This is a genomic window from Kitasatospora sp. NPDC058063 (genome assembly GCF_042885395.1).
In the GTDB taxonomy this organism is placed as follows: Bacteria; Actinomycetota; Actinomycetes; order Streptomycetales; family Streptomycetaceae; genus Kitasatospora; species Kitasatospora lactacystinica.
On sequence record NZ_JBHVSD010000014.1, the window covers coordinates 143,216 to 167,711 of the forward strand.

Sequence of the window (24,496 nt, forward strand, 5' to 3'; positions counted from 1 at the left end):
GTCGGGCCGGAGCCCTGTCGGGCCGGAGCCCCGCCGCCCCGGCGTCAGTCGATGTCGCGGCGCCGGAACCCGGCCAGGGCCAGGGCGATCAGGGCGGCCGCGACCAGGGTGAGCACGGCGAGCGGCGTCCAGTCCATCGCGGCCGCCGGGAGCCGGGGCACCCGGCCGTACGGGGAGAGCCGCTCCAGGCCCGCGGGGAGGTCGAGCAGCGGGCCCAGGTAGCCGATCACGAAGGCGTACCCGGGCACCAGCCAGGCCAGCGGCGTGGCCCGGGGCAGCCAGCCGTACACCGCGGCGGCGAAACCCACCGTCACCCACTGGGCGGGCGCGAAGGCCAGTGCCGCGCCGGTCAGCCGCAGGAACGCGCCCCCGTCGCCGCTGGACAGCGCCCCGGCCAGGCCGAAGCCCACGCCCGCCGCCAGCAGGACGGCGGTGGAGCCCAGCAGGGCCGCCGCCAGGTGCCCGCCCAGCCAGGCCGACCGTGACACGCCGGTGGCCAGCACCGGCACCGCCCGTCCGGCGCTCTCCTCGGCACGCGGGCGCAGCGTGGCCAGCACCGCGTGGACGCCGCCGAGCACGGCGACCACCAGCATGGTCAGCGCGGCGTAGGAGTCGGCGAGGGTGTGTCCGCCGAGCCGCTCCAGCACCTCCCGGATCCGGTCGACGTCGCCCAGCATCGAGTCGGCGTCGCCGAGCAGCGAGCCGTACATCGCGCCGACCAGCAGCAGGGCAGCCGCGAAGCCGCCGAGCAGACCGCGGTGCAGGCGCAGCGCCAGGCCGAACGGGGTGCCCAGGGCCGGGCTGCCGGTGGCGGGGCCGGGACGGGCGGCGCGCAGGCCGGCGCCGTGGTCGCGGCGGCTGCTGAGCGCGAACCCGGCGGCGGCGGTCGCGGCGGCCAGGGCGAGCGCGGGCAGCAGCGGCCACCAGCGGTCGTCCACGAAGGGGTAGCTGCGCTGCAGCCAGCCGATCGGGGAGGCCCAGGAGAGCGCGCCCGAGCCGGCGTCCCCGGCGGCGCGCAGCGCGTACGCGCCGCCGAGCACGGCGAGGGCGAGTCCGGAGGCGGTCCGGGCGTGCGCGCCGAGCTGGACGGTGACGGCGGCCACCGCGGCGAACAGCAGCCCGGCGAGGGCGGTCGCGGCGCCGTACAGCGCCGACCCGGCGGCGGTGATGCCGGGGACGCCCAGCGCGGGCAGGCCGGCCGCGAGCAGCAGGCCGAGCGCGAGGTCGGCGACGGCGGCGGTGGCCAGGGCGGCGGCGAGCGGGGCGTGCCGGCCGACGGCGGCCGAGCGGAGCAGTTCGGCGCGGCCGCTCTCCTCCTCGGCCCGGGTGTGCCGGGTGACGGTGAGGACGCTCAGCAGTCCGGCCAGGACGGCCAGCAGACCGAGCATCCGGTGGCCGAGCATGGCGCCCCAGGTGTAGTCGGCCAGGTAGTGGGCCGGTCCGCTCATCGCGAGCATCGCCGGGTTGTCCGAGCCGTGGGCGATGGAGGCGCGGTCGGCGGCGGTCGGGTAGAGGGTGTGGACGCTGTTGGCGGTGGACAGGGTGACCAGCCAGAGGCCGAGCACCCAGGCGGACAGCCGCAGCCGGTCGCGGCGCAGGGCGAAGCGGAGCAGCGCGGTGGTGCCGGCCAGGGTGCTGCGGGTCGCCGTGCGGCGAGGGGCGGCGGCGCGGCCGGTGGCCGGTCCGGCGGCGGTGGCGGTCATCGCAGGGCCTCGCCGTCGGCGCGGTGCCCGTCGTCGGCGCGGTGCCCGTCGGCGGCCGGCTCGTCGCCGTAGTGGCGCAGCATGAGCTCCTCCAGCGTGGGCGGGTGGCTGAGCAGGCCGCGCAGTCCGGCCGCGCTCAGGAGCCGTACGGCGGCGTCGAGTTGGGAGCCGTCCACGGAGAACCGGACCCGGTCGCCGTCGGTGTGCAGGCCGTGCACGCCGGTCAGCGCCTCCAGTCCGGGGACCGGGCGCAGGGTCCGGGCCTCGACGGTGGTGCGGGTGAGGTGGCGCAGCTCGTCGAGGGTGCCGCTCTGCACGACCCGGCCGTGCCGGACGATGCTGACCCGGTCGCCCAGCTTCTCCACCTCGTCCAGGATGTGGCTGGAGAGCAGGACGGTGCGGCCGTCCTCCTTGGCCTGGCGCACGACGTCCTGGAAGACCACCTCCATCAGCGGGTCGAGGCCGGAGGTCGGCTCGTCGAGCAGCAGCAGCTCGGCGTCGGAGGCGAGCGCGGCGACGATGGCGACCTTCTGCCGGTTGCCCTTGGAGTAGCTGCGGCCCTTCTTGGTCGGGTCGAGGGCGAAGCGCTCGATCAGCTCGTCGCGGCGGCGGCGGTCGAGCCGGCCGCGCAGCCGGGAGAGCAGGTCGATGGCCTCGCCGCCGGTGAGGTTGGGCCAGAGCTCGACGTCGCCGGGCACGTAGGCGAGGCGGCGGTGCAGCTCGACGGCGTCGTGCCACGGGTCCTTGCCGAGCATGCGGGCGCTGCCGCCGTCGGCGCGCAGCAGGCCGAGCAGGACGCGGATGGTCGTGGACTTCCCGGATCCGTTGGGCCCGAGGAAGCCGTGGACCTCGCCGGTCTCGACGGTGAGGTCGAGGCCGTCCAGCGCGGTGGTCCGGCCGAAGGTCTTGCGGAGGCCGGACAGGGTGATGGCCTTGGTCATGGTTGTGAAGCTATCGTAGTTTCAGAAAAACGTGAATATTGGGAAGCGTTAAAGTTCGACAGGGACGAGTGATCACCGGAAAGGGGCTCAGGGTGGTGCAGGGAACGAAGGGGCCGGGGGAGCCCGAGGAGGAGCGCGAGGACAAGGCGCTGTCGGACTTCGTCGAGCGCTTCGCCGCGGAGCTGGTGGTCGCGGGCATGGGCCGGATGCCGTCCCGGATCTTCTCCTGCCTGATGGCGGAGGAGAGCGGAGTGCTCACCTCCGCCGAACTCTCCGAACGGCTGCGGATCAGCCCGGCGGCCGTGTCCGGCGCGATGCGCTACCTGATCCAGATCGGCCTGGTCGCCAAGGAGCGCGAGCCCGGCTCCCGGCGGGACCGCTACCGGGTGCTCAACGACGTCTGGTTCGAGTCGCTGACCCGGCGCGACGAGAACATGCTGCGCTGGATCCGGGTGCTGCGCGACGGCGAGGCCACCGTCGGCGCCGGCACCGTGGCGGGGGAGCGGCTGGCGGAGAGCGCCGCCTTCTTCGAGTTCATGATCGACGAGCTGCACGGGATGCTCGGCCGCTGGCGCGAGCACCGCGCGGCCGGGACGCGGTAGCGGGTCGGCCCGGACGCGGAGCGTCGGGCCGGAGCGTCGGCACGGGTGCGTTCCGCGGCGGGAAGACCGCGCTCACCGGCCCGGTGGGGATCCACCCCGGCGCCGGGGGCGCCGCCGACGGTCGGTCGGCGCTACTCGGCGCTCGACTCCGCGGGCGGGGCCGGGGCCGGGAGGTCGTGACAGGCCGGGGCGGGGCCGCCCCTGACGACCCGTGGGCCGCCCGTGACGAGCCGTGGGGCGCGGTTCCCGGGAAGGAACCGCGCCCCTCGGGTCACTTCGTCGGGGCCGCCGACGGCGAGAACGCGGGGCCGGGTGTGGCGCCGGCGGTCGCCCCCGGCGTCTGGGTCGCGGTCGGGCCGGGGGTGGGGCAGCCCGGGAGGGGCGTTGCCGTCGGGGTGCCGGTGGGCGTGGCCGTCGGCGACGGGGAGCCCGTCGGGGTGGGCGTGCCGGTCGGCGTGGCCGACGGGTCCGGGCAGGTGGTGGGCGTACCGGTCGGAGTGCCCGTGGGAGTGCCGGTCGGGGTCGCCGTCGGCGAGGTGCCGCCGCTCGGGGTGGTCGTCGGCGTCGCGGAGGGCGAGGTCGAACCGCCGGGCGTGGGCGTGGCGGTGGCGCTCGGGGTCGTCGTCGGCCGGGCGCTCGGCGACGGCTCCGGGGCGGGCGTGACCGGCGCGGTCGGCTGCGGGTCCGTACTGGGCGCGGTCGTGGTCGGGCCACCGCCCCCGGGGAGGCTCGGGAGCCCCGGCGGGTTCGGCGTGGGCGGCGAGGTGGGCGGGACCGGGGACCCGGGGCGGTTCGGGACGGTGGTCACCGTGCCGCTGCCGTAGTGCGCCATCCAGTTGCGCACCGTCCGCAGGTACTCGCCCGAGTTGTTGTAGCTGAGCACCGCCCGGTCGAGCTGCGCCGGGTCGGCGAGGTCGCGGCCGCCCGCGCACAGGTAGCGGCCGGCCGTCTCGGCGGCGTCGAAGACGTTGTTCGGGTCGGCCTTGCCGTCGCCGTTGGCGTCCACGCCCCAGGAGGCCCAGGTGGACGGGATGAACTGCATCGGCCCGACGGCGCGGTCCCAGCGGGCGTCGCCGTCGTAGCGGCCGCCGTCGGTGTCGGATATCGCGGCGAAGCCGTTGCCGTCCAGCGCGGGGCCGAGGATCGGTGTCAGGGTCGTGCCGGCGGCGTCCACCCGGCCGCCGTTGGCCTGGCCGGACTCGACCTGGCCGATCGCGGCGAGCAGTTGCCAGGGCAGGTGGCAGCCCGGCGAACGCTGCGCCAGCGAGGCCTCGGCCTGGCGGTAGGCGGCGAGGACGGTGGCGGGCAGTGCGGGGCCGGTGGCCGCGAACGGGCCGGCCGAGGGCGCGCCGGGCAGCGCGCCGGGCGGCTGCGGGAGCTGGACGGTGCCGCCGCCGTCGGCCGGGACACCGGTGCCGAAGGTGCCGGGGGCGTCCGTCGAGGGGCTGCCGTCGGGAAGGGAACGGCCGACGCCCTGGCCGTCGGCGCCGTTCGCCGGACCGGCGTCGGCGACCGCGACCGGGGCGAGCCCGATGCCCGTCACCTGAGAACCGGTCAGCGCGGCCAGCGCGACGAAGGCCGCCGCCGTGCCCGTGAGCCGCTTGCCGATCCGGAGCTTCCGTCCGCCCTCGGCCTTGCCGATCCGCACCGTCATCCGCTACCCCTCCCCGTCGCCGCCCGGACCTTCCCGGAACGGTTGAGCTGTCGTCATGGTGCCCGTCCGGCCGAGGGCCGGGCCCGCCACCGGGACGATTAGTATCACGACGATCTGACAGGGACAGGGTGACCGGGAGGCGGATCGGGGCCCTCCGAGGGGTTAACTCGGCACTTCAGCGGGGGTGCGGCCGGGGGCCGCGCGGTTCCGGGCTGCCTCGCCGGCCGCCTCCCCGTCCGCCATCCGGTGCCAACTCGCCTTTCGATGCGGAAAGTTGACCGAGGGGCCACTGCGGTGGGACGGGCGCTCCCGGGCGCCGGAACGGCGGTTCGGAGCACAGGGGTGGTGCGTGCCCGGTGTTTCGGGCTCCCCGGCGGCGCCCACCGCCCGCCCTCCTGACCTGCCGGAACGTCGGGCGCCCGGCCCGGCGCCCCCTACCAGGGCGGGCGCCGGGGCGCCAGGGCGCCGCCCCGACTCGGCCCTGGACGGGTGACGTTCTGGTGAAAGTGGGCATGCCAGGAATCACCGCCCGGCATGCTGTGCCGCGTGATGATGCGGATGGAGGTCCAGACCGTGAGCGCGAACCTGCCGGAGACCCTCGCCGAGGGAGCGGTCGTCCTGCCGGCGCCCCCTCGGGTGGTGGACGACCTGGCCCGTGACCTGACCCAGGCCGCCGCGGCCGTCCGGGCGGTGTCGCGCGCCCGCCGTACCGGTGGGGACGTCGCGGTCGCCGCGTACACCGCCGTGGTGTGCACCGGGCGGTCGGCCGCCACCGTCCTGGAGGAGGCCGCCGCCTGGTGCCGGCAGGCCCCCGAGGCCGAGGTGCACTCGCTGGCCTGGGCACGGGTGCCGGGCCACCGGGAGGACGTCCACGAATACCGCGTCACCCTGGCCGTCAGCTTCCCCGACGGCGAGACCGGCGAGCACCTCGGCGACACCCACCACGCCTGCCGCTGACGCGTATCATCGCCCCATGACTGTGGGGGACACGAACGAGATGGTGAACAGCCCGGCCGGCGAGGCGGACGACACGGCCGCGGGGGAGCGCGCCGACGGCCCGCGGGAGCTCTCGCGGGCCGCGGCCGTCGCGGTCACCGTGCTCGCGGCGGTGTGCGGTGCGGCGGTGCTGCTGGCCGTGTTCCACTGGCTGGGCTGGTCCGTGCCATGGATCGGCTGGATCGTCGCCAAGGCCGGGATCAAGCTCGCCGTCGGGGGCTTCGCCGGGCTGGTGGTCGGGCTCTCCTGGCTCCGGTCCAGGCTGCGGTCCCGGCCCGGGAGTTGAGCACCAGGTTGGTCAACCGGCCTGCGGCGAGGCGCAGGTGAGGTCGCGAGCGGGCGCCTCGCCGTCCAGCAGGTACCGCTCGACCACCCCGCTGACGCAGGTGTTGGACGTGGGGTACTGGCCGTGGTCTCCGCTCCCGGTGACGGTGACCAGCCTGGAGCCGCGCAGCGCGCGATGGGCGCCGAGCGCCGCCTCGTAGTACGTCGCCGGATCGTGCACCGAGTTGAGCATCAGCGTGGTCGGCAGACGGGCGCCCGTCACCTTGACCTCCGGCGCCGGGGCGACCGGCCACGCGGCGCAGACCGCGCTGAAGGCGAGCGTCCGGGCGCCGGCCAGCGGCCAGCGGGCGGTGTTCTCGGCGCCGCGCTCGATCCAGGTGTCCAGGTCCCTGGTCCACGGGGTGTCGTTGCAGGTCACGGCGAAGTACTCGGCGAGGAACTCCGGGGAGAGGTAGCTGGCGAAGACCTTCGCGACCGCCGTCCTGGTCGCCTGGTCGAGGCCCTGCCAGTTGTCGACGGCGGCCAGGATCCGGGCCAGCTCCGGGAAGTCGGACGCCCGGTAGATCGCCGACATGGCGAGGCTGTCCAACTGGTTCGGGCCGATCGTCACCGAGCCCTCGACGATGGGGGAATCGTGCAGTGCGGCGCGCCGCTGCTCCCAGTGCGACCGCACCTGCTCCGGCGTCGATCCCCAGTGGTAGGTGGTGTCCCGCGCCGCGAGCCAGGGCACGAAGTCCTCGTCGAAGCGGCGCTGGAAGCTCATCGGCTGGCCCAGCTCGTACTTCTCCCAGGTGCCGTCGAAGCCGATGTTGCTGTCCAGCACCATCCGTTCGACCCGGTGCGGGAAGAGCGTCGCGTAGTAGGCGCCGATCATCGAGGCGTAGGAAGGACCGTAGTAGCTGAGTTTGCGCTCACCGAGCAGACCGCGGAAGAGGTCGATGTCGCGGGCGGTCTGCTCGGTGGTCAGGTAGGGGATCAGGTCGCCGCTGCGCTCCTGGCAACTGGCGGCCAGTTTCCTGGAGTTGGCGATGACGAGGTCGATCGCGGCGGGGGACTGGTCGCGGTAGTCGCCGGCCAGGAACTCCTGCATCTCCGCCTCGGTCTGGCAGACCGCCTTGGTGCTCTCGCCGACCCCGCGCTGGTCGAAGCCGACGATGTCGTACGCGGCGGCGACCGCCGGGGCGCCGGCGGCCAGATTGGCCGGGCGCAGCAGGCCGGTGCCGCCGGGGCCGCCGGCCGCCATCAGCAGGGTGCCCTTGCGCTCGGCCGGGCCGGTGGCGCGGTGCCGGGAGACGGCGATGGTCAGATCGGCGCCGACACCGGGGTGGTGCCAGTCGCGCGGGGCGGTCATGGTGGCGCAGTCCAGGGCGGGCTGCCGGGCGCAGGGCTGCCAGTTCAGCGTCTGGTGGGTGTAGCGGGCGGGCGCCGGGGCGGCGTCGCCCGGGTCGCGGCCGGTGGCGGCGCCCGCGGTGGAGGGCACGGCCAGGCCGGCCAGGACGGCGGCCGCCGCGGCCAGGGCGGCGCGACGGGTGCGCCGGACGCGGGGCGGGGCGGCTTCGGCGCGCTGGGCTGCGGTCTTGCTCTTGCCAGGGGTCTTGGTCTTGGTCTCAGGCTCGGTCACGGGAACGATCCTGTCCGGCCCCGGCCTGATGATCGATCATCCCCACTACCGTCTTCGGGGTGGTGCTGGGTGCACCCCCGCCGTGGCGGGGGCTCCAGGCCGTCGAGGGCTCAGTAGGCGGCGGTGAACCGGGCCCGGCGGTGGACGGGCTGTTCGGCCTCGTCGAGGAGTGCGACGGCGAGGTCCTCCATGGAGATCGCCGAGTTGCCCTCGGCGTCGACCAGCAGGTCGTCGTGGCCGGTCCGGAACCGGCCGGTGCGCACGCCGGGTTCCAGGAGCGCGGCCGGGCTCAGGTAGGTCCAGTCGACGTCCGGGCCGGCGGCACGGTAGAGGCCGAGCTGCTCGTCGCAGGCCCGGGCGATCGGCCGGATCTCGTCGGGGAAGCCGGGGCTGTCGACCAGGGTGGTCCCGCCGCCGCCAGGGACGAGCAGGCTGCCCGCGCCGCCGACGGCCAGCAGCCGTACGCCGGTGCCGGCGATCCCGGCCAGCAGGCCCTTGGTGGCGACGGCCAGTTCGTGCTCGCTGCCGGGCCGCGGACGGGTGGCGGTGATCACCACGTCCTGTCCGGCCGCGATCCGGGCGACGTCCTCGGGGTCGCGGGCGTCGCCGACGGCCAGGGCGGCGGCGGACGGCAGGCCGTGCGGCTTCGCCGGGTCCCGTACGACGGCGGTGACCTGGTGGCCGCGGGCCAGGGCTTCGGCCATGACCCGGCTGCCGACGTTGCCGGTGGCGCCGAACACGGTGATGCGCATGGGGTACTCCCTGTAGGTGGTGGGGATCGGTGGTGGTGGGGAACGGTGGGGATCGGTGGGTGCGGGAACGGTGCCGGTGGGACGGGGTCAGGCGTTCTCGCGGACGGGCCGCGGAGCGTCCGCCGGCCCGGTTCCGGGCGCCGGCTCGGGCGCGGTGCTGGTCCGTCGGGTCTGGGCGGCGATCAGTGAGCCGAGCACGACCAGCGCGCCGAACGCCTGGAGCGGGCTGAGGTCCTGGCCGAGCGCCAGCCAGCCGAGCAGGGTGGCGACCACCGGGCTGAGCAGCGAGAGGAAGGAGACCGAGGTCGGCGGCAGCGCGCGCAGCCCCCGGAACCAGAGCGCATAGGTGACGGCCGCGCCGATCAGGCACAGGTAGGTGTAGCCGAGCACGTTGGCGAGGGTGTAGTGGGACGGCGGCGCGCCCTCGGAGAGCAGCGTGACCGGCACCAGCAGCAGTCCGCCGGCCGTGAGCTGCCAGCCGGTGGTGGCGAGCATCGGCGCGGGGGAGACCCAGCGCTTGGAGAGGACGATGCCGGCGGCCATCACCACGGCGCCGCCGAGCGCGGCGAGCACTCCGATCGCGTCCAGCTGGGCGTTGGCCCGCAGCACCAGCAGGCTGACGCCCGCGACGCCCGCGATGCCGGACAGCACGGTGCGCAGGGTGAGCCGGTCGCCGAGGACCAGGGCCGAGAGCCCGGCGGTGACCAGTGGCTGGACGGCGCCGACGGTGGCCGCGATGCCGCCGGGCAGACGGTAGGCGGCGATGAAGAGCAGGGCCTGGAACACCCCGATGTTGAGGGCGCCGAGGACCAGTGAACGCCACCACCAACTTCCCTGCGGCAGACGGCGGGTGAGGGCGACGAGGAGCAGCCCCGCGGGCAGGCAGCGGATGACGGCGGCGAGCAGCGGGCGGCCGGGCGGCAGGAGTTCGGTGGTGACCAGGTAGGTCGTGCCCCAGACCGCCGGGGCGAGGGCCGTCAGCAGGACGAGGGCGAGGCGATTTCTTAGCACTAAGGCAATGTATCTCAGCGCTAAGGCATTCTTCACCGCATCGGGTGAGTGATGTGGCTCACAGTTACCTCACCACTAAGGAATCCGATGGGGATCGCCTACCCTGAACCCGTGGCAGATCATGTGGACCGCGTCGTCGCGCAATGGGGTGCCGAGCGCCCCGACCTGGACGTCTCCCCGATGGAGGTGTTCGGCCGGCTCAAACGCCTCTACCGGCTGGTGGACGCGGCACTCAACCGCACCTTCGCCGAGCACGGACTGGACGCCGCCTCCTTCGACGTGCTCGCCACCCTCAAGCGCAGCGGCCCGCCCTACCGCCTCACCCCCTCCGGACTGATGCAGTCCTCGATGGTCACCTCCGGTGCCATCACCCAGCGGCTGGACCGGCTGGAGGCCCGCGGCCTGGTCACCCGCACCCGCAGCGACCAGGACGGCCGCAGCCGCGAGGTCGCCCTCACCCCCGAGGGGCACGCCCTGATCGACCGCGCGCTGCCCGACCACCTCGCCACCGAGCACCGGATGCTGGCGGGCCTCGACGAGGCGCAGCGGGCGGCGTTCGTCGAGGTGATGCGCACCCTGCTGGCGGACTTCGGGGACAGCCCGGAGTAGCTCCGAGCGGCCCGGCCGGTGCCCGTGCCGTCCCGGCCCGCCTCCGTATCCGGTGGATCGGTCGGGCGGTGGGTCGTCAGCTTGTCGGGGCGCTGGGGCGGTGGCTCCCGCGGGTGCGGTCGAGACCCCCGTCCACGACCCCGCCCGCGGGCTCCGCTCCGCTCCGGCCCGAGCCCGTCCCGGCCCGGCCCGTCCTGCGTGGCGACTACGGGTTGACCGCCACCGCCTTGAAGAAGGCGTAGTGGAACGTCCCGCCCGGCCCGGCCGCGCGGTGCAGCTCCGCGATGCCCCGGTCGAAGTCCTCCGGGGTGGTCAGCCCGGCGGCCACCGCGTCCGCGCGGACGGACTCGACCATCGCGACGAAGGTACGCCGGGTGAACCCCTCCATCAGGGCCGGGTCGGCCTCGTCGGCGTAGACCGTGCGCGGGCGGACCGACACCCCGGTGAAGCCGGCCGCGGTCAGCAGCGGGTGGAGGCGGCGGCCGAGCAGGCCGTCGCCGCCCGCCCGGGCCTGCAGCCGGACCAGGTGGTCGACGGTGCGCCGGGCCGCCGGGCTCTCCGGGTGGAAGAAGGCCGAGCCGTGGTCCCCCTCGATCACCGTGATCGTCCCGCCCGGCCGCAGCACCCGGCGCAGCGCCGCCAGCCCGGCCGTCGGGTCGGGCAGGTGCTCCAGCACGAAGCACAGGAAGACGTGGTCGAACGAGGCGTCCGGGAACGGCAGCCGGTGCAGGTCGCCGTGGTGCCAGGTGACGTCCGCGGCGGGTGCCTGCTCGGCGACCCGGGCGCGGGCCCGGGCCAGCGACTCCGCCGAGAGGTCTGCCGCCGTCAGCCGGATCCCCGGGTTGGCGGCCAGCAGGTGCACGGTCTGCGCCCCCACCCCGCAGCCCGCCTCCAGCACCCGGCTGCCGGCCGGGTAGGCGGTGCCCGCGTGCAGCAGGTCGGCGAGGGTGTCGGCCTGGTCGCCGAGGCGCCGCGCCTCGGTCCGCGAGTAGCCGTGGACGTAGTCGGGGCGGTCGTCGGGGTGGTCGTCAGGGCGGTCGTCGGGGCGCTCCGATGCCGCTGTCCCCGTGGTCGTGGGCGTTTCCGTGAGCATGGGTGTTTCGGTGGTCATGGCCCCACCCTCGCCGCCACTATGGTCCGGTGAACAGGTCCAAAGCCGAGGCATCCGACCGGTCCAAAGAGTCCGGCGCCGACTTCCTGCAGCTCGACACGGCCGATGCCCCGCCCGGCGGGCTCACCGACTGGCTGACCCGCCGGCTGCGCGAGGCCGTCGCCGACGGTCGGCTCCCGGTCGGCAGCAGGCTGCCCGCCGGCCGGGTGCTGGCGGCCGAACTCGGCGTCTCCCGCGGTGTGGTGACCGACGCCTACCAGCGCCTCGCCGAGGAGGGGCAGGTCGTCGGCCGCGGGCGGGGCGGCACGGTCGTGGTCGCGGCCCCCGCGGCGCCGCACCGGGCGCCGCCCGCGGCGGAGCCACCCCGCCCGGCGCCCGCGCTGTTCCGGGCCGATCCCGACCCCGAGGTCTTCGACCTGCTGCGCGGCACCCCCGCCCGGATCGACCTCACCCCCGGCGTGCCCGACCTCGCGGCCTTCCCCCGCGCCGCCTGGCTGCGCGCCGAACGCGCCGTCCTCGACGACCTCGCCGCCGCCGACCTCGGCTACGGCGACCTGCGCGGCACCCCGGCCCTGCGCCGGGCCGTCGCCCACTGGCTGGCCCGCAACCGGGGCATCCGCGCCGACCCGGACGAGGTGCTGATCGTCGCCGGCACGGCCCAGGCGCTCGCGCTGCTCGGCCGGGCCCTCGGCCGGGCCGGCATCGGCGAGGTCGCGGTCGAGGACCCGGGCTCCCTCGGCGCCCGGCAGCACCTCGCCCACTGGCTCGCCGCCACCCCGCCGGTCCCGGTCGACGCCGAGGGCATCCGGGTCGACGCGCTGCGCGCCACCGGCGCCCCGGCCGTCCTGCTCACCCCCGCCCACCAGTACCCGACCGGCGTCGTGCTGGGCGGTGACCGGCGGCGCGAACTGCTGCGCTGGGCGGGGGAGGGCGGCCTGGTCATCGAGGACGACTACGACGCCGAGCACCGCTACGACCGGCCGCCCGTTCCGGCCCTGCGCGCGGCCCTGCCGGACCGGGTCTGTTACGCGGGCAGCATCTCCAAGCTGCTCGCCCCGGCGCTGCGCACCGGTTGGCTGCTGGTCCCGGCCCGGCTGCGGGACGCCGTCCTGGACGCCAAGCGTTTCGCGGACCTCGGCAACCCGGTGCTGCCCCAGTTGGTGCTCGCCCGGCTGATGGAGTCCGGCGACCTCGACCGCCATCTGCGGCTGCTGCGCCGCCGCCACCGCCGCCGCCGGGACGCGATGATCGCCGCCATCCGCACCCATCTGCCGGGAGCCACCGTGCACGGCGCGGCGGCGGGCCTCCATCTGATGCTGACGCTTCCGGAGGTACCCGGGCGCACCGACACCGAGCTGGCCGCCGCCGCCCTGGCCGAGGGGGTCAAGGTGCAGCCGCTGTCCTGGCACGCCCGGCTGCCGTACCCGCCGGGCCTGGTGCTCGGGTACGCGGCGGGTTCGACGGCGGAGATCGCCGAGGGGCTCGCCGTCCTGGGGCGGCTGGTCCGCCGTTCGTCGCCGGTGTGAGGATGATGAGGATATTAAGACTGATTATCGGATGAATCTGGTGCAGAGGGGAGTTCTCTGCCGCACCCCTGGGTACGTTGACATGCCGAAGTCAAATGTCGGCCCGGGAGGCGTGATGGCCCTGTTCCGAAGTGTCGCCCAGTTCGGGGTGGTGCTGGCCGTGATGGGGATCGCGCTCGGTCCGGTGCCGCTCGGCGCGCCCGCCCGGCCGCACGGTGCTCCGGGCACTCCGGGTGTTGCGGGCGTTGCGGGTGCTCCGAACGAGAGGGGTGCGGCGATGGCCGGCCAGGAGCAGGAGGACGCGCGGGCGCTCGCCGGGCGGCGGATCGTGCTGTCGTACCCCGGCCCGACGCCGCCGGCCGGGGTGCTCCAGGCGATCCGGGAGGGCCGGGCCGCCGGGGTGATCCTGTTCGGTGAGAACGTCACGAGTCCGGAGCAGCTCGCGGAGTCGGTCGCGGAACTGAAACAGGCCGCGGCCGAGGCGCCGCACCCGCGCACCCTGCTGCTGATGACCGACCAGGAGGGCGGCAAGGTCCGCCGGCTGCCCGGTGCGCCCGAACTCTCCGCCCGCCGCACCGGGTTGGCGCCGGACCCGCTCGCCGCGGCCGCCGAATCCGGGGCCGGCGCCGCCCGGACCCTCGCCGACGCCGGGCTGAACCTCAACCTCGCCCCGGTGCTCGACGTCTACGACGAGCCGGACAACTTCATCGACCACCCCGAGCGCTCCTACGGCCAGGATCCGGCCAAGGTGGCGGAGTTGGGCAGCGCCTTCCTCGCCGCCCAGCAGGGCCTCGGCGTGGCCGCGACCGCCAAGCACTTCCCCGGCCTCGGCGCCGCGCCCCGGGGGGAGAACACCGACGAGCGTCCGGTCACCCTGAACGTCCCGCTGTCGCAGCTCCGCTCCCGGGGCGAGGCCCCGTACCGGGCGGCCGTCGCGGCGGGCGTGCGGCTGGTGATGGCCTCGTGGGCGGTCTACCCGGCGCTGGACCCGGACCACCCGGCCGGGTTCTCGTCCACGATCATCCAGGGCGAGCTGCGCGGCCGGCTGGGCTTCGACGGCGTGACCGTCACCGACGCCATGGAGGCGGAGGCGCTCGCCCCGTACGGCGGCACCGGCGACCGGGCGCTGGCCGCCGCCGAGGCCGGGATGGACCTGCTGCTCTGCTCCGCCCGGGACCCCCGGCAGGGCGAGGAGGCCACCGAGGCGCTGGCCGCCGCCCTGGACGACGGCCGCCTGGACCGGCACGCCTTCGCCGAGGCCGTGGCCCGGGTCGACGCCCTGCGCGGCTCGCTGGGGTGAGCCGACGGGGCCGGTCGGTGCCGTCCGGCACGGCGCCGCGGGGCGGGGTGGGGTCGGCGGGCAGGGGCGGCGGTGGTCCGCTCCCCGGGCTCGCGTCCGGGCGGGTGGCGCCGGGGCACGGAAGGCCCCGGCCGGTCACCGGTCGAGCAGGGTGCGCAGGTCGATGACGCGGTAGCCGCGGGCGCGGGCGCCGTCGAGGATGCGGGGCAGTGCCTCGGCGTCGAGGCAGGTGTCGGGTCCGTCCTCCTCCGAGGCGCCGACGTGCAGTTGGAGGACGGCGCCCGGGGTGAGCGCGGCGAGCGCGCGCTCGACCGCGCGGTCCGCCGTCATGCCGTGGGCGGGGCCCAGGTAGCCGTTGGTGTCGGCGGTGAATTCGAGGTCGGCGTAGCCGAGCCGGTTGACGGTGGCGATGCCCTCCGGCGTGGTCGCGCTGTACGGGAAGCGGAAGAACGGCAGCGGTTCGGTCCCGGCGGCGCGGCGGATCGCGGTGTCGGCGCGGCGCACCTCGGCGCGGGCCCGGTCGGCGTCGAGGGTGGAGAAGTCGGGGTGGCTGTAGGAGTGGTTGCCGAGGCCGTGCCCGGCGGCGGCGATCGCGCGGACGGCGCGGGGATGGCGGTCGGCGAAGTCGCCGGTCGGGAAGAAGGTGGCGGGGGCGTCGCGGTCGCGCAGGACGGCGAGGACGGTGTCCAGCCCGGTCTCGTTCCAGGCGGCGTTGAAGGTGAGGGCGAGGACGCGTTCCGCGGTGGGCAGGCGGCGGATCTCGGCGCCCATGAGCGTGGCCGGCGGCGACGCGGCGGCCAGCAGCGCGAGGAGGACGAGGACGGCTGCGGCGGCTGTCCCGGTGGCGGTTCGGATGCGGTTCATCCGGGCTCAACGTGGGCGTTGCCTGGGAGGGTGCGGAAGTTCGGCCGTTCGAGGGTGATTGCGCCATCGAAGGTCTGCTTTCGGACGAGGCCTCGTATCCAAGGGTAAATCGGCGTCACCGCATAGGAATCGCATGGCAAAGTTCCTGTCGTGGGCCTATGAAATGTCATATGTGCCACACCACCTGTCCCAGTCCGTCCGTCCCCTCCAAGGAGGAACCCATGAACCGGATCGCCCGGATCGCCGCCGGCGCCGTCGGTGCCGCCGCCCTGCTCTCGGCCCCCGTCCCCGCGTTCGCCGCGGCCCCGGCCGTCGCCACCACGACCGTCACCACCTGCGGCTCCTACAGCCTCCAGGCGGGCCTGGCCACGTACGCCTGCGCCGACGTGACCGGCGACGGCGTCGCGATCTACGGGAAGATCGGCCTGGCCGGTCCGCCGTCCCCGGGCACCCCGTGGCCGCCGGCGCCGAAGGAGCTGGTGACCCACCTGTCGGCCAACGTGACCGGCGGTGCCTCGCTCGGCACGGTGAACGGCCGCACGGTGTTCCAGGTGTCCACGGTGCGGGTCGACGGCATCTCGACCACCGTGCCGTGCGGGTCCACCGTGCACGTGTCCTTTGACGTCGAGGGGTTCTGGAGCGGCCAGGTGCCGGCCACGGTGGATGTGCCTGTAGTCTGCTGACGGCGCGTCACCGTGACTGCCGAGCCCGGGAGTTGGCAGCGTCCCGGGCTCGGCTTCTGCATGTCGCGGTGCGGTCTGCGGGCGGTCGGGGGGAGCGCCGGGCGGCGGCCCCGCCGAGGGCGGACCGGAGGTCTGTCGAGGGTCCGCCGGGGGTCTTGCCGGCGCTCGACGCACTGTGACGACTTGAAGAAATCTTCATCTGTCGCGATGATGCCTACCGGCCGCGGCATCGATTCCCGCCCGGCCGGACAACCACCGAGCCGGAACCGAGGGAGAGCGCGGACGATGCCGGTGCCGCTGTACCAGGCCAAGGCGGAGTTCTTCCGCACCCTCGGCCACCCCGTGCGGATCCGGGTCCTGGAGCTGCTCCAGGACGGCCCCCGGCCGGTGCGCGAGCTGCTGGCCGAGATCGAGGTCGAGCCGTCCAACCTCTCCCAGCAGCTCGCGGTGCTGCGCCGCACCCGGCTGGTCACGGCGACCCGTGAGGGCAACACCGTGGTGTACGCGCTCAGCACCCCGGACGTCGCCGAGCTGCTGCGCGCGGCCCGGCGGATCCTGACCGAGCTGATCACCGACCAGGGCGCGCTGCTCGCCGAGCTGCGCGCCTCCGGTGGCCGGCTCCGCTGAGCCGCGCCCGGCCCGTCCGCCCGATCCGAGGAGAAGCACCACCATGAGCGACAGCACGAGCGACGAGAAGAGGCGCCGCAGGGCGATGCTGATCCGCGCGGGCATCTACATCTTCGCCACGCACCTGTTCGCCGGTTTCGTGCTGCTGCTGTTCGCGCTCGGCGGCCGGAAGTAGCGCAGCGGGAACCGGTGGCTCACCGGCGCCGCCCGTGGTCCGGCACCAGGTACCGGTCGCTGGTGCTGGTCCAGGCCAGCACGCCGGCGACCAGCTCGCGGGTGCCGTCCAGGTACCAGCGCCCGGCCGGGTGGCGGCGCAGCAGGTCGCGGCGCAGCTCCTCGCTCTCCTGCTGCAGCCGTGCCACCCGGGCGCGCACCGCGTGGACCGCCCGGCCGCGGGTCCAGCCGTGGGCCCGCTGGAGGGTGAGCACCGTGTTGAACGCGGGCCCGGCCTGCCGCTCCTCGCGCCGCAGTGAGTAGAGGTCGTTGATCAGTGTGGCGGCGTCGGCGGTATTGGCGCGCAGCCGGTGCAGCGCGGGCTCCGCGTGCAGTGCGGCCGGGGCGTCGGCGCCGTGGACCCGTTCCAGTATGTTCATGAACGGGTAGAGGCAACTGCCGTGCCGGCGCAGCTTCATGGTGTCGGTGAGGTCGAGGCCGAGGGCGGGCACGGTGCCGCGGGCGCGGTGGTCGGCCTCGGCGGGGAAGGTGGCCAGGCAGGCCCGCCATTCCCGGGCCGCCCGGGCCCGCCACTCGGGGGATGTCGAAGCGGTCTGCCGCTTCCACAACTCCCGCCAGGAGACCAGCATGCGGCTCTCGGACGGGCTCTCGGGCGGGCTCCCGCCGCGGGTGCCGCCGAGGACCGCGATCAGCGGGTCGACCACGGCGTGGGCCGCGGCGGGGTGGCGGCCGGGCGGGCCGTCGAAACGGTCGTCCAGGATGGTGAACCAGCCCAGCATGTCCACCAGGAGGTCGAGTTCGGCGCCCCGGGCGCGGGGGTAGGCGTGGCCGATCAGCTTCTGCAGCCCGTAGGCCCGGTAGCGGGGCAGCTCCGACGGGGTGAGCAGGCCGCGGCGGACCACCCAGTCGGCGTGCCGGTCGGCGGCGAGGCGCAGGTCGTCGGACGGCCGGGCGCCCGCCGAAGCGGCCGGACCCGCGGCGGAGGCCGGACCGGCCGGGGTGGCGGGACCCGAGGGGGCGGCCGTGGGAGCGGTCGTGGAGGTGGTCGTGGGGCCGGTCGTGGAGGCGGTGCCGGTGAAGGGGCACCGGACCGGCGGCGGCTCACCGTGCGAGGAGGGCACTGCGGCCCCCGGTGAGGACGCGGCATCGCCCTCTCGGGAGGCCGCCGCGGTGCGCCCGCGTGGGGAGCGCGCGCCGCGCGGCGCGAGCCGCACCCGAAGGCCGTGCGCCTGGACCGTCGTCCACACCACCTCGCGGGCCCGCGCGCCCGGCACCGCCGTCGGCCGCCAGCGGCGCAGGATCGTCGCGGCCGCGACGGTCAGTTCCGCCCAGGCGAAGGCCTCGCCGATGCACTTGTGCTTGCCCGCCCCGAACGGCAGGAAGGACGGCCGCCCGGTGCCGCCGCCGTCCTGCCAGCGCTCGGGCCGGAAGTTCATCGGCTCCGGGTAGCGCACCGGGTCGCGGTGCAGCGCGGTGAGGCTGTACAGCAGCTCGGTGCCGGCCGGGACGCGGTACGGGCCGAGTTCGACCGGCACCTGGGCGGTGCGCATCAGGAAGGCGTTCGGCGCGTGCAGTCGCACCACCTCCTGGGTGACGCTGCGGGTGTAGGTGAGCCGGGCCAGTGCCTCCGGGGTGGGGACGGTGCCCGCGGGCAGGTGCTCGTCGAGCTCGGCGAGGATCCGGGCCTCCGCCTCGGGGTGGCGCAGCAGCTCGTCCAGCAGCCAGGTGAGCGTGGTGGAGACCGTCTCGGTGCCCGCGCCGAACATGGTGATCGCCTCGGACCGCACGTCGGCCTCGGTGAGCGGGCGCCCGGTGGCCGGGTCGGTCGCGGCGCGCAGCAGGGCGGGCAGGGTGCGCCGGCCCGCTCCGGGGCCCGTGGTCGCGGCGCGGCGGTTGACGGCCTGGTCGACCACCCGGTTGAGCACCCGCACGGCGTCGTCGAAGCGCCGGTTGACGGGCAGCGGCAGCCGGGCGAGCGCCGGGTTCGGGTAGAGGGACTGGACGATCTGGCCCTTCACCAGGTCCGGCAGCGCCCGGTGGAACGCGACGGTGGCGTCCTCGCTGAGCCGGGCGTCGAACAGCGTGCGGGTGACGATCTCCAGCGCCAGGTGGTTCATCTCCTTGGCCACGTCGAGGACCTGCCCGGGGCGCCAGCGTCCGGCCCGCTCCTCGGTGACCTGCTGCATCACGGCCAGGTACTCGCCCATCCGGTCCGGACCGAAGGCCGGCTGGATGGTCCGGCGGCGGTCGCGGTGGGCCTGGCCCTCGGACATCAGCAGGCCGTCGCCGAAGGCCGTCCTGAGGGTGTCCTGGACGGCCCCGCGCGGGCAGTCGTGGGCCAGTGCCACGAGCAGGGTGTGGACCAGCCGGGCGTCGGTGACCACGCAGACGGAGCGTGGTCCGAGCCGGATGCGGACCACCCCGCCGTGGCGGGCGAGCGAACCGAGGAAGCCGAGCGGGTCGCGCAGCAGGGCGCCTGCGTGCCCGAGGCCGGGCAGGGCGCCGGGGGCCAGCGGCGGGACGGCGGAGCGGGCCAGCGGGGACGGGCCGGGAACGGTTCTCGGGGGGACGATCAGCTTCCGCGTTTCGGTCAGCAGGGACATGACACTACCTCTCAACCAGAGTGGCCGGTGCGGGCGATGCCGGGCGGCAACGGCGGGCCGGCCGGGAGCCGGGGGACCGCCCAGCGCGGGCCCCGCGCGCGCCCCCGGCGGGAGGGCGCACGTTGAGCAAACGCGCCGGTTTCCCGAGCGTTGCGCCGAATGTGCGGGGATCACTCCAACGGCCGAGTGGATCGACCCTTTCGTGCGTGCTCGAAACCCCGTGTTGACCTGCGCGGATGCGTCCGTCCGGGTGGTCCGCGGCTTGCCTGCGAGGCAGGGTCTTTGGACCCTCGCCGCACGGGCGTGCGAGGGACAGCATGGATGCGGAGAAGGAGGAACCTGATGACCCGTCTGCGCCACCGGCCGGCCCTCGACGTCCGGGTGGAGATCCGCGGCGAGCTGCCCCGCGAGGACGCCGAGTACGCCCGGGCCCGGGCGCTGGCCACCGCCACGGCGCTCGGCCCCGACACTCGCGCGCTGCGACTGCGGCTGACCCGCTCGCGCCACCGGTCGGTGACCCGGCCCGCACTGGCCCAGGCGGACGTCGAACTGACGGGCGTCGGACATGTCCGGGTGCAACTGGCCACCGGCACCGCACGGGAGTCCGTCGACCTGGTGCTCGGCACGCTGGCCGGCCGCGCCGTCCGACTGCGCGAGCAGGGCGACATCGGCTTCGCCGCCGCGTACGAGAGCGCCTACCGCCCGCAGTTCGCCGACCGCCCGCTCGCCCAGCGGCGGATCGCCCGGCACAAGGCGGTCGTGCCCGCCCGCCGCAGCCCCGAGCAGGCCGTGCTCGAACTGCTCGCCCTCGACCGGCGGTTCCACCTCTTCGCGGACGCCGCCACCGGCCGGGACGGCCTGGTCCACCGCTGCTCGCCGGGCGGCACGCTGGAGTTGTGCGCCGCGGGCACCAGTGCGATGCCCCCGCTCGACCTCGCCGAGGCGGCCCGCCGGCTCTGGCTCACCGGTCGCCCGTTCGTCGGCTGGACCGACCCCGGCGACCACCGGGCGCGGGTGCTCTACCGCCGCTTCGACGGCCACTACGGCCTGATAGCGCCGGTATCGGACGGCCGGATCGGGGCAGGAACCCTGTTGGCACAGGACTGACACCACGACGCAACGACCACACCACGAACTCTCCACGACAGGGGCCGGGACCATGGACTGCGACGAGGTCATGCTGACCGTCCGGATCACCGCCGCCGAGCGGGCACTGCTGCGTGAGCTCGCACGCGGGCACGGCGGCGACGTCTCCGAGGTGGCGGTGGACGGGCTGCTGGAGGTCATCCCCGCACTGCACGACGACGCCTGCGGCCTGCCGCTGCTGCGCGTTCTGGCCAGGCCGGCACCCTTCGCGCTCACCCTGTGGCTGCCCGCGCCGGTCGCGGACCTGCTGCCGCTGCTCGGCGAGCGGCTCGTACGGACCGGCGGTCCCGCGGCCGGGCCGGCCAGCGCCGCGCTCTCCGCGGCCCTGCGGCTCTGGCTCGCCGGGGACCGGGTCGTCCTGGCGGCCGGGCTGGCCCGGTTGCACGGGGGCTGCGGCGCCGGTGGGGTGGCGGCGGTGCGACCGGGGGTGGGTGCGGCGGTGCGCTCCGGGGTGGGCGTGGCGGCCTTCGGGGTGGAGCCGGTGAAGGCCGCGGCCTGACCCTTCGGCCCGTCTGACGATTCGTCATATTCCGCTCGGTGCAGGCACGTCCGGATGCCGGCGCCGCGCACCGGCCGCCGTCCGGGGCGGCTCCGGTGTGCCCGGCCGCGGTCCGGCCGCGGTCCGGCCGAACCGGGCGATCGAACCTGGCCGTCGAACCGTCCGGGGAATTCTGCAAGAGGTTTCTGTTATTCCCGGTCGCCCCTCCCGCTCTCCGGAGTGTCGGAAGACCCGGGCCCCCTCCACCGCGGGGACGCGCGGGTCGTCGTCGCACGAGGAGGGAACGCGATGGGGCACCCGGGCGGCGGGCTCCGCCGGCGCAGGAGCGCAGGCTCACCCCATGAGGTGTCCATCAGCCAGATCGCGCCGAATTCCGCCGACCTGATCCGACGGGCCGCGCCCGCCCGGCCCGCCCGGTCCGGCGCCCCGGCCGGCAGCCGCGCGCCGACGCGGCCGCCCGGACGCGACGACCCGCCGAAGCCGGCGGCGGGTCCGCCCTCACCGCGGACGCCGGCGCGCCGGTGCCCGGGCCCGGAGCGCGGCGGTGCCGCGGTGGCCGGCCATCGGAGCCGCGACAGCCGAAGCGGCAGCCCTTACCAGAACTGGTCGCTGTCGAAGACCTCGTGAGCCGTTCGGGGTAAGGCTGTTCCCGTGAGCCCGTAAAACCGGTCGGCCCGTACGCCGGCCGACCCTTCGACCCGAGCCGCCGACGCCCGCGCGCCGCGAGGCCCGCAGGCCGGCAGGTCCGTCGCGCCGGGAACGGCCGCCGCCCACCCAGCGGCAGCCGCTCCCGGCGCCGGCCGTTCCCAGCGTCCCTGCCCCCCACACCGCCCCGAGGACCCTCCCGTATGCGAACCCGCCCCCACTTCGCCGCCCTCGCCCTCACCGCCGCGGCCCTGCTGTCCGCGGCCGTACCCGCCGCCGCCCACGGCGACAGCGTCCACCTGGACGTCACCGGCCAGCAGAACGGCCGTGTCAGCACCGTCGCCACCTGGGAGAACGACCACGACCCGGTGACCGGGGAGTTCGCCGGCACGCTCCTCGCGACGGCCTCCGACGGCCGCACCGTCGGGCCCTGGCGCCTGGTCACCGTCCCCGGCCGCCCGGGGACGTACACCACCCGGGAGGTCCTCCCGGTCGGGCACTGGCGGGTGACGGTGGACTGCGCCTTCCCCGCCCTCGGGCACGGCGAGCGCGAGCTCGACGTCGACACCGTCGAGATCACCGACCCGGCGCCCCCCACGGCGCTGTCCGAAACCGCGCCGCGGTCCGCCGGGGTGACCCCCGCCCCGCTCCGGGAGAGCACCGGCGCGACGGGGACCACCGCCGCCCCCGTCTCCGCCCGGGAGGCCTCGCCCGGCCCCGCCCACGCGACCACCTCCGACGCCACCGCCTGGGCGGCCATCGGCACCGCCTGCGCGGCCGTCGTCCTGGTCGCCACCGGGCTCTGGCTGCGCCGTCACCGCGGCTGAGCCGCCCGGCACCGCCCGCCCCGGGAACGGGGACGCACCCGCGGTGGAACCGGCCGGGTGCGAACCGACGTCCCTTCCGGTCACCGGGCGCCACCGGGCGCCCGGACGACCGCAAGGGAGCGTCCGCGCATGAAGAAGGTCCTGATCACCGGCGGCGCGGGTTTCATCGGCAGCACCGTCGCCTCCGCCCTGCTCGACCGGGGGATCACCCCGGTCGTGCTGGACGACCTGTCCCGGGGCCGGACCGAATTCGTCGCGGACCGGGTCTTCTACCGGGGCGACATCGCCGACGCGGCCCTGCTCGACCGGATCTTCGCCGAGCACCCCGACATCGACGCCACCGTGCACTGCGCCGCGAAGATCGTCGTACCGGAGTCGGTGGCCAAACCGCTGTACTACTACCGGGAGAACGTCGCCAAGACCGTCGAACTCCTGGAGGCCCTCCAGCGCCACGGCTGCACCCGGGTCGTCTTCAGCAGCTCCGCCTCGATCTACGCCCCCACCCCCGACGCCCGGGTCGACGAGAGCAGCCCGGTCGACGCCGGGAGCCCGTACGCGCGCACCAAGCAGATGATGGAGCAGGTCCTCCAGGACTGGACCCGGGGCGAGGGCGCCGAGCGCCAGCGGGTCATCGCCCTGCGCTACTTCAACCCGATCGGCGCCGACCCGCAGCTGCGCACCGGCCTCCAGGACCTCCGGCCCACCCACGCCCTCGGCAAGCTGATCGAGGCGCACACCACGGGCACCCCGTTCACCGTGACCGGCACCGACTGGGCGACCCGCGACGGCTCCGGCATCCGCGACTACGTCCACGTCCAGGACCTCGCCGAGGCGCACGTCGCGGCGCTGCTCCGGTTCGACGAGGTGATCGCCCCGGGCGTGGCGGACCGCTACCGGGTGATCAACGTCGGCACCGGGGACGGGACCACCGTGCGGGAACTGATCGCCGCCTTCGAGCAGGCCGTCGGCACCGGCCTGGAGGTGCGGGAGGCGGGCCCGCGCCCCGGGGACGTGATCGGCTGCTACGCCGTCGTGGACACCGCACGGGACCTGCTCGGCTGGCAGCCGCGGCGCGGCATCGCCGAGGGGGTCGCCGACGCGCTGGCCTGGCGGAGGGTCTGGTCCGCCCGGATCGGCGTCAGCTGACCGCCGGAGGCTGTCAGGCCACGGCCTCGCCGGACTTCGACCAGTTGTCGCGCAGCCGGTCGAGGTAGGACTGCGCCTGGGAGCCGATCTTGACGCCCCGGGCGAAGGCCAGCATGTTGCCCGCGCCCGCGTTGTAGCCGAGGGCGACCAGCTCGTCCCGGGTGAGCTGCACGCCCGGGCGGGCGGGCAACTGCGCGGCGAGGTCGTGCAGGTGCCAGGCGGCCGCCTGGACGGCCAGGTTCCGGTCGTCCGGGAGCTCCTCCCACTGCCGGGAGGCGAACGGGCGGCCGGGCTTGGTGTCGTCGAAGGCGGCCCGGTGCATGTTGGCGATGCCGAACGAGGCGTCCGGCTTGCCGCGCTGCCAGGCCCGTTCGAGTTCGGGGTCGTGCGGCTTGTACGCCTCGTTGTAGAGGATCGCCATCAGCAGCTGCGGGTTGACCCCGGCCTCGGCGGCGTACTGGCGGACCGGTGCCGCGTAGTCGGCCGGGTCGTAGCGGCCCGAGGGCTTCGAGGGTTTCGACGGCGGAGCGGAGGAGCCGGCCGACGGCGCGGCGCCCGGGGAGGGGCCGGAGGCGGCGGTCGGGGAGGGGTCGGCGGAGGCCGCGCCGTCGTGGCCGTTGCCGCGGACGAGACCCAGTCCGGCCACCACCACGACGCCGATCACCAGCCAGCGTCCCCGGCCGGACCCCTTCTTCTCCTCGCTCACCGCTGCCGCCCCTCCCCGTTCGCTCGTGCGCCCGTTCGAGCGCCGTGCGGCTGATCGCTCCCTGCGGCAGGTTACTCGGCGGGCTTCTGGTCGCCGTCGAGGTTGCGCAGGAAGTCCTTCGCCTTCTCGACGCCGGTGTCGATCTGCCCGCTGTACTTGCCGTCCGTGCGGTCGTCGATCGCGTCGCCGACCTTGTCCAGGCCCTGCCCGATCACGTCGCCGTGCTCGCGGGCGAGGTCGGTGGCCTTGTCCGCGAGGTTCTTCAGACTCTCAAACATGGTGACGCTCTGCTCCTCTGATGCGTTCCTGATGGTGTGCCGACGTGGCGGGGATCGTGACCATCCTAACGACGGCCCACCAGGCGGTCCGTCGCCGCCGGGTGACGGCGGATGACTTTGCTGAAATGGGTTCGTATGCTCAGGCCATCTTCTACAGCGATGTAGAGGGTGGGGTCCCCACCAGGAC

General features: G+C 75.4%; 24 protein-coding genes. 13 read left to right on the forward strand and 11 right to left on the reverse strand.

What is annotated here, in order from left to right; all coding sequences use genetic code 11:
* Positions 1-44 precede the first annotated feature (44 nt).
* Positions 45-1,703, reverse strand: a complete 1,659-nt coding sequence (locus ACFVUY_RS24335) for an ABC transporter permease (RefSeq protein ID WP_387733158.1) — start codon at positions 1,701-1,703, stop codon at positions 45-47.
* Positions 1,700-2,644, reverse strand: coding sequence for an ABC transporter ATP-binding protein (locus tag ACFVUY_RS24340; RefSeq protein ID WP_387733160.1), 945 nt, complete (start codon positions 2,642-2,644; stop codon positions 1,700-1,702). The genes ACFVUY_RS24335 and ACFVUY_RS24340 overlap by 4 nt, the downstream gene beginning before the upstream one ends.
* 92 nt (positions 2,645-2,736) lie before the next feature.
* On the opposite strand from ACFVUY_RS24340, the gene ACFVUY_RS24345 reads away from it, so the two are divergent.
* Positions 2,737-3,246: a GbsR/MarR family transcriptional regulator gene (locus ACFVUY_RS24345; RefSeq protein ID WP_387733163.1), complete on the forward strand. Its 510-nt coding sequence runs from the start codon at positions 2,737-2,739 to the stop codon at positions 3,244-3,246.
* Positions 3,247-3,517: 271 nt separating this feature from the next.
* Here ACFVUY_RS24345 and ACFVUY_RS24350 read toward each other — a convergent pair whose 3' ends face one another.
* Positions 3,518-4,900, reverse strand: a complete 1,383-nt coding sequence (locus ACFVUY_RS24350) for a lytic transglycosylase domain-containing protein (protein WP_387733165.1) — start codon at positions 4,898-4,900, stop codon at positions 3,518-3,520.
* 573 nt (positions 4,901-5,473) lie between these two features.
* Between ACFVUY_RS24350 and ACFVUY_RS24355 the strand changes: the two genes are divergently transcribed.
* Together ACFVUY_RS24355 and ACFVUY_RS24360 are read left to right on the forward strand one after the other, a co-directional pair.
* Entirely contained in the window at positions 5,474-5,857 is a 384-nt protein-coding gene (locus tag ACFVUY_RS24355; protein WP_359902661.1) for a hypothetical protein, read from the forward strand.
* 16 nt (positions 5,858-5,873) lie between these two features.
* Positions 5,874-6,182: a hypothetical protein gene (locus tag ACFVUY_RS24360; RefSeq protein WP_387694694.1), complete on the forward strand. Its 309-nt coding sequence runs from the start codon at positions 5,874-5,876 to the stop codon at positions 6,180-6,182.
* A gap of 12 nt (positions 6,183-6,194) precedes the next feature.
* Here ACFVUY_RS24360 and ACFVUY_RS24365 read toward each other — a convergent pair whose 3' ends face one another.
* The 3 genes from ACFVUY_RS24365 to ACFVUY_RS24375 all read right to left on the reverse strand — a co-directional run bounded on the left by ACFVUY_RS24365 (position 6,195) and on the right by ACFVUY_RS24375 (position 9,565).
* Complete coding sequence (locus ACFVUY_RS24365) at positions 6,195-7,802, reverse strand: alpha/beta hydrolase (RefSeq protein ID WP_387733168.1); 1,608 nt, start codon at positions 7,800-7,802, stop codon at positions 6,195-6,197.
* 110 nt (positions 7,803-7,912) lie between these two features.
* Positions 7,913-8,554, reverse strand: a complete 642-nt coding sequence (locus ACFVUY_RS24370) for an NAD(P)-dependent oxidoreductase (protein ID WP_387733171.1) — start codon at positions 8,552-8,554, stop codon at positions 7,913-7,915.
* Positions 8,555-8,641: 87 nt separating this feature from the next.
* Positions 8,642-9,565, reverse strand: coding sequence for an EamA family transporter (locus ACFVUY_RS24375; RefSeq protein ID WP_387733174.1), 924 nt, complete (start codon positions 9,563-9,565; stop codon positions 8,642-8,644).
* Between the two features lie 111 nt (positions 9,566-9,676).
* Between ACFVUY_RS24375 and ACFVUY_RS24380 the strand changes: the two genes are divergently transcribed.
* The gene (locus ACFVUY_RS24380; protein ID WP_387694698.1) at positions 9,677-10,174 is read left to right on the forward strand and encodes a MarR family winged helix-turn-helix transcriptional regulator; all 498 of its coding nucleotides are present in this window, start codon (positions 9,677-9,679) and stop codon (positions 10,172-10,174) included.
* 205 nt (positions 10,175-10,379) lie between these two features.
* Here ACFVUY_RS24380 and ACFVUY_RS24385 read toward each other — a convergent pair whose 3' ends face one another.
* Positions 10,380-11,285: a methyltransferase domain-containing protein gene (locus ACFVUY_RS24385; RefSeq protein WP_387733177.1), complete on the reverse strand. Its 906-nt coding sequence runs from the start codon at positions 11,283-11,285 to the stop codon at positions 10,380-10,382.
* A gap of 29 nt (positions 11,286-11,314) precedes the next feature.
* On the opposite strand from ACFVUY_RS24385, the gene ACFVUY_RS24390 reads away from it, so the two are divergent.
* Both ACFVUY_RS24390 and ACFVUY_RS24395 read left to right on the forward strand, forming a co-directional pair.
* Positions 11,315-12,811 carry a PLP-dependent aminotransferase family protein gene (locus ACFVUY_RS24390; protein ID WP_387733180.1) on the forward strand — a complete coding sequence of 499 codons (1,497 nt, stop codon included), beginning with the start codon at positions 11,315-11,317 and terminating at the stop codon, positions 12,809-12,811.
* Between the two features lie 115 nt (positions 12,812-12,926).
* Positions 12,927-14,111 carry a glycoside hydrolase family 3 N-terminal domain-containing protein gene (locus ACFVUY_RS24395; protein ID WP_387733183.1) on the forward strand — a complete coding sequence of 395 codons (1,185 nt, stop codon included), beginning with the start codon at positions 12,927-12,929 and terminating at the stop codon, positions 14,109-14,111.
* A 135-nt stretch (positions 14,112-14,246) separates the two neighbouring features.
* Here ACFVUY_RS24395 and ACFVUY_RS24400 read toward each other — a convergent pair whose 3' ends face one another.
* A complete protein-coding gene (locus tag ACFVUY_RS24400; RefSeq protein ID WP_387733186.1) occupies positions 14,247-14,975 on the reverse strand; it encodes a polysaccharide deacetylase family protein in 729 nt (242 codons plus the stop codon).
* Between the two features lie 221 nt (positions 14,976-15,196).
* Between ACFVUY_RS24400 and ACFVUY_RS24405 the strand changes: the two genes are divergently transcribed.
* From ACFVUY_RS24405 to ACFVUY_RS24415, 3 genes are all read left to right on the forward strand, one after another.
* A complete protein-coding gene (locus tag ACFVUY_RS24405; RefSeq protein WP_359902635.1) occupies positions 15,197-15,658 on the forward strand; it encodes a hypothetical protein in 462 nt (153 codons plus the stop codon).
* A 285-nt stretch (positions 15,659-15,943) separates the two neighbouring features.
* Positions 15,944-16,285 (forward strand): ArsR/SmtB family transcription factor, encoded by a 342-nt coding sequence (locus ACFVUY_RS24410; protein WP_387694703.1) that lies wholly within the window; start codon positions 15,944-15,946, stop codon positions 16,283-16,285.
* Positions 16,286-16,328: 43 nt separating this feature from the next.
* Complete coding sequence (locus ACFVUY_RS24415; RefSeq protein WP_387694704.1) at positions 16,329-16,460, forward strand: DUF6126 family protein; 132 nt, start codon at positions 16,329-16,331, stop codon at positions 16,458-16,460.
* Between the two features lie 19 nt (positions 16,461-16,479).
* On the opposite strand, the gene ACFVUY_RS24420 is transcribed toward ACFVUY_RS24415, so the two are convergent.
* The gene (locus ACFVUY_RS24420; RefSeq protein WP_387733189.1) at positions 16,480-19,062 is read right to left on the reverse strand and encodes a cytochrome P450; all 2,583 of its coding nucleotides are present in this window, start codon (positions 19,060-19,062) and stop codon (positions 16,480-16,482) included.
* 342 nt (positions 19,063-19,404) lie between these two features.
* On the opposite strand from ACFVUY_RS24420, the gene ACFVUY_RS24425 reads away from it, so the two are divergent.
* The 4 genes from ACFVUY_RS24425 (at position 19,405) to galE (ending at position 23,325) form a co-directional block, all read left to right on the forward strand.
* Entirely contained in the window at positions 19,405-20,169 is a 765-nt protein-coding gene (locus ACFVUY_RS24425) for a sigma 54 modulation/S30EA ribosomal C-terminal domain-containing protein (RefSeq protein ID WP_387733192.1), read from the forward strand.
* A 52-nt stretch (positions 20,170-20,221) separates the two neighbouring features.
* On the forward strand, positions 20,222-20,707 hold the full coding sequence (locus ACFVUY_RS24430; RefSeq protein WP_387694707.1) for a hypothetical protein: 486 nt from the start codon (positions 20,222-20,224) through the stop codon (positions 20,705-20,707).
* Between the two features lie 848 nt (positions 20,708-21,555).
* A complete protein-coding gene (locus tag ACFVUY_RS24435; protein ID WP_387733195.1) occupies positions 21,556-22,179 on the forward strand; it encodes a hypothetical protein in 624 nt (207 codons plus the stop codon).
* A 129-nt stretch (positions 22,180-22,308) separates the two neighbouring features.
* Positions 22,309-23,325, forward strand: a complete 1,017-nt coding sequence (gene galE, locus ACFVUY_RS24440; RefSeq protein ID WP_359902616.1) for a UDP-glucose 4-epimerase GalE — start codon at positions 22,309-22,311, stop codon at positions 23,323-23,325.
* Between the two features lie 13 nt (positions 23,326-23,338).
* On the opposite strand, the gene ACFVUY_RS24445 is transcribed toward galE, so the two are convergent.
* Together ACFVUY_RS24445 and ACFVUY_RS24450 are read right to left on the reverse strand one after the other, a co-directional pair.
* Positions 23,339-24,031, reverse strand: coding sequence for a lytic transglycosylase domain-containing protein (locus ACFVUY_RS24445; RefSeq protein ID WP_380552371.1), 693 nt, complete (start codon positions 24,029-24,031; stop codon positions 23,339-23,341).
* A 71-nt stretch (positions 24,032-24,102) separates the two neighbouring features.
* Complete coding sequence (locus ACFVUY_RS24450; RefSeq protein WP_359902610.1) at positions 24,103-24,309, reverse strand: antitoxin; 207 nt, start codon at positions 24,307-24,309, stop codon at positions 24,103-24,105.
* Positions 24,310-24,496 lie beyond the last annotated feature (187 nt).

Bases quoted from the DNA above. Each gene is read 5' to 3' on its own strand.
- ACFVUY_RS24335 (WP_387733158.1), bottom strand. From the start codon at position 1,703: ATGACCGCCACCGCCGCCGGACCGGCCACCGGCCGCGCCGCCGCCCCT.
- ACFVUY_RS24340 (WP_387733160.1), bottom strand. From the start codon at position 2,644: ATGACCAAGGCCATCACCCTGTCCGGCCTCCGCAAGACCTTCGGCCGG.
- ACFVUY_RS24350 (WP_387733165.1), bottom strand. From the start codon at position 4,900: ATGACGGTGCGGATCGGCAAGGCCGAGGGCGGACGGAAGCTCCGGATC.
- ACFVUY_RS24360 (WP_387694694.1), top strand. From the start codon at position 5,874: ATGACTGTGGGGGACACGAACGAGATGGTGAACAGCCCGGCCGGCGAG.
- ACFVUY_RS24370 (WP_387733171.1), bottom strand. From the start codon at position 8,554: ATGCGCATCACCGTGTTCGGCGCCACCGGCAACGTCGGCAGCCGGGTC.
- ACFVUY_RS24385 (WP_387733177.1), bottom strand. From the start codon at position 11,285: ATGACCACCGAAACACCCATGCTCACGGAAACGCCCACGACCACGGGG.
- ACFVUY_RS24395 (WP_387733183.1), top strand. From the start codon at position 12,927: ATGGCCCTGTTCCGAAGTGTCGCCCAGTTCGGGGTGGTGCTGGCCGTG.
- ACFVUY_RS24400 (WP_387733186.1), bottom strand. From the start codon at position 14,975: ATGAACCGCATCCGAACCGCCACCGGGACAGCCGCCGCAGCCGTCCTC.
- ACFVUY_RS24405 (WP_359902635.1), top strand. From the start codon at position 15,197: ATGAACCGGATCGCCCGGATCGCCGCCGGCGCCGTCGGTGCCGCCGCC.
- ACFVUY_RS24410 (WP_387694703.1), top strand. From the start codon at position 15,944: ATGCCGGTGCCGCTGTACCAGGCCAAGGCGGAGTTCTTCCGCACCCTC.
- ACFVUY_RS24415 (WP_387694704.1), top strand. From the start codon at position 16,329: ATGAGCGACAGCACGAGCGACGAGAAGAGGCGCCGCAGGGCGATGCTG.
- ACFVUY_RS24420 (WP_387733189.1), bottom strand. From the start codon at position 19,062: ATGTCCCTGCTGACCGAAACGCGGAAGCTGATCGTCCCCCCGAGAACC.
- ACFVUY_RS24425 (WP_387733192.1), top strand. From the start codon at position 19,405: ATGACCCGTCTGCGCCACCGGCCGGCCCTCGACGTCCGGGTGGAGATC.
- ACFVUY_RS24430 (WP_387694707.1), top strand. From the start codon at position 20,222: ATGGACTGCGACGAGGTCATGCTGACCGTCCGGATCACCGCCGCCGAG.
- ACFVUY_RS24435 (WP_387733195.1), top strand. From the start codon at position 21,556: ATGCGAACCCGCCCCCACTTCGCCGCCCTCGCCCTCACCGCCGCGGCC.
- galE (WP_359902616.1), top strand. From the start codon at position 22,309: ATGAAGAAGGTCCTGATCACCGGCGGCGCGGGTTTCATCGGCAGCACC.
- ACFVUY_RS24450 (WP_359902610.1), bottom strand. From the start codon at position 24,309: ATGTTTGAGAGTCTGAAGAACCTCGCGGACAAGGCCACCGACCTCGCC.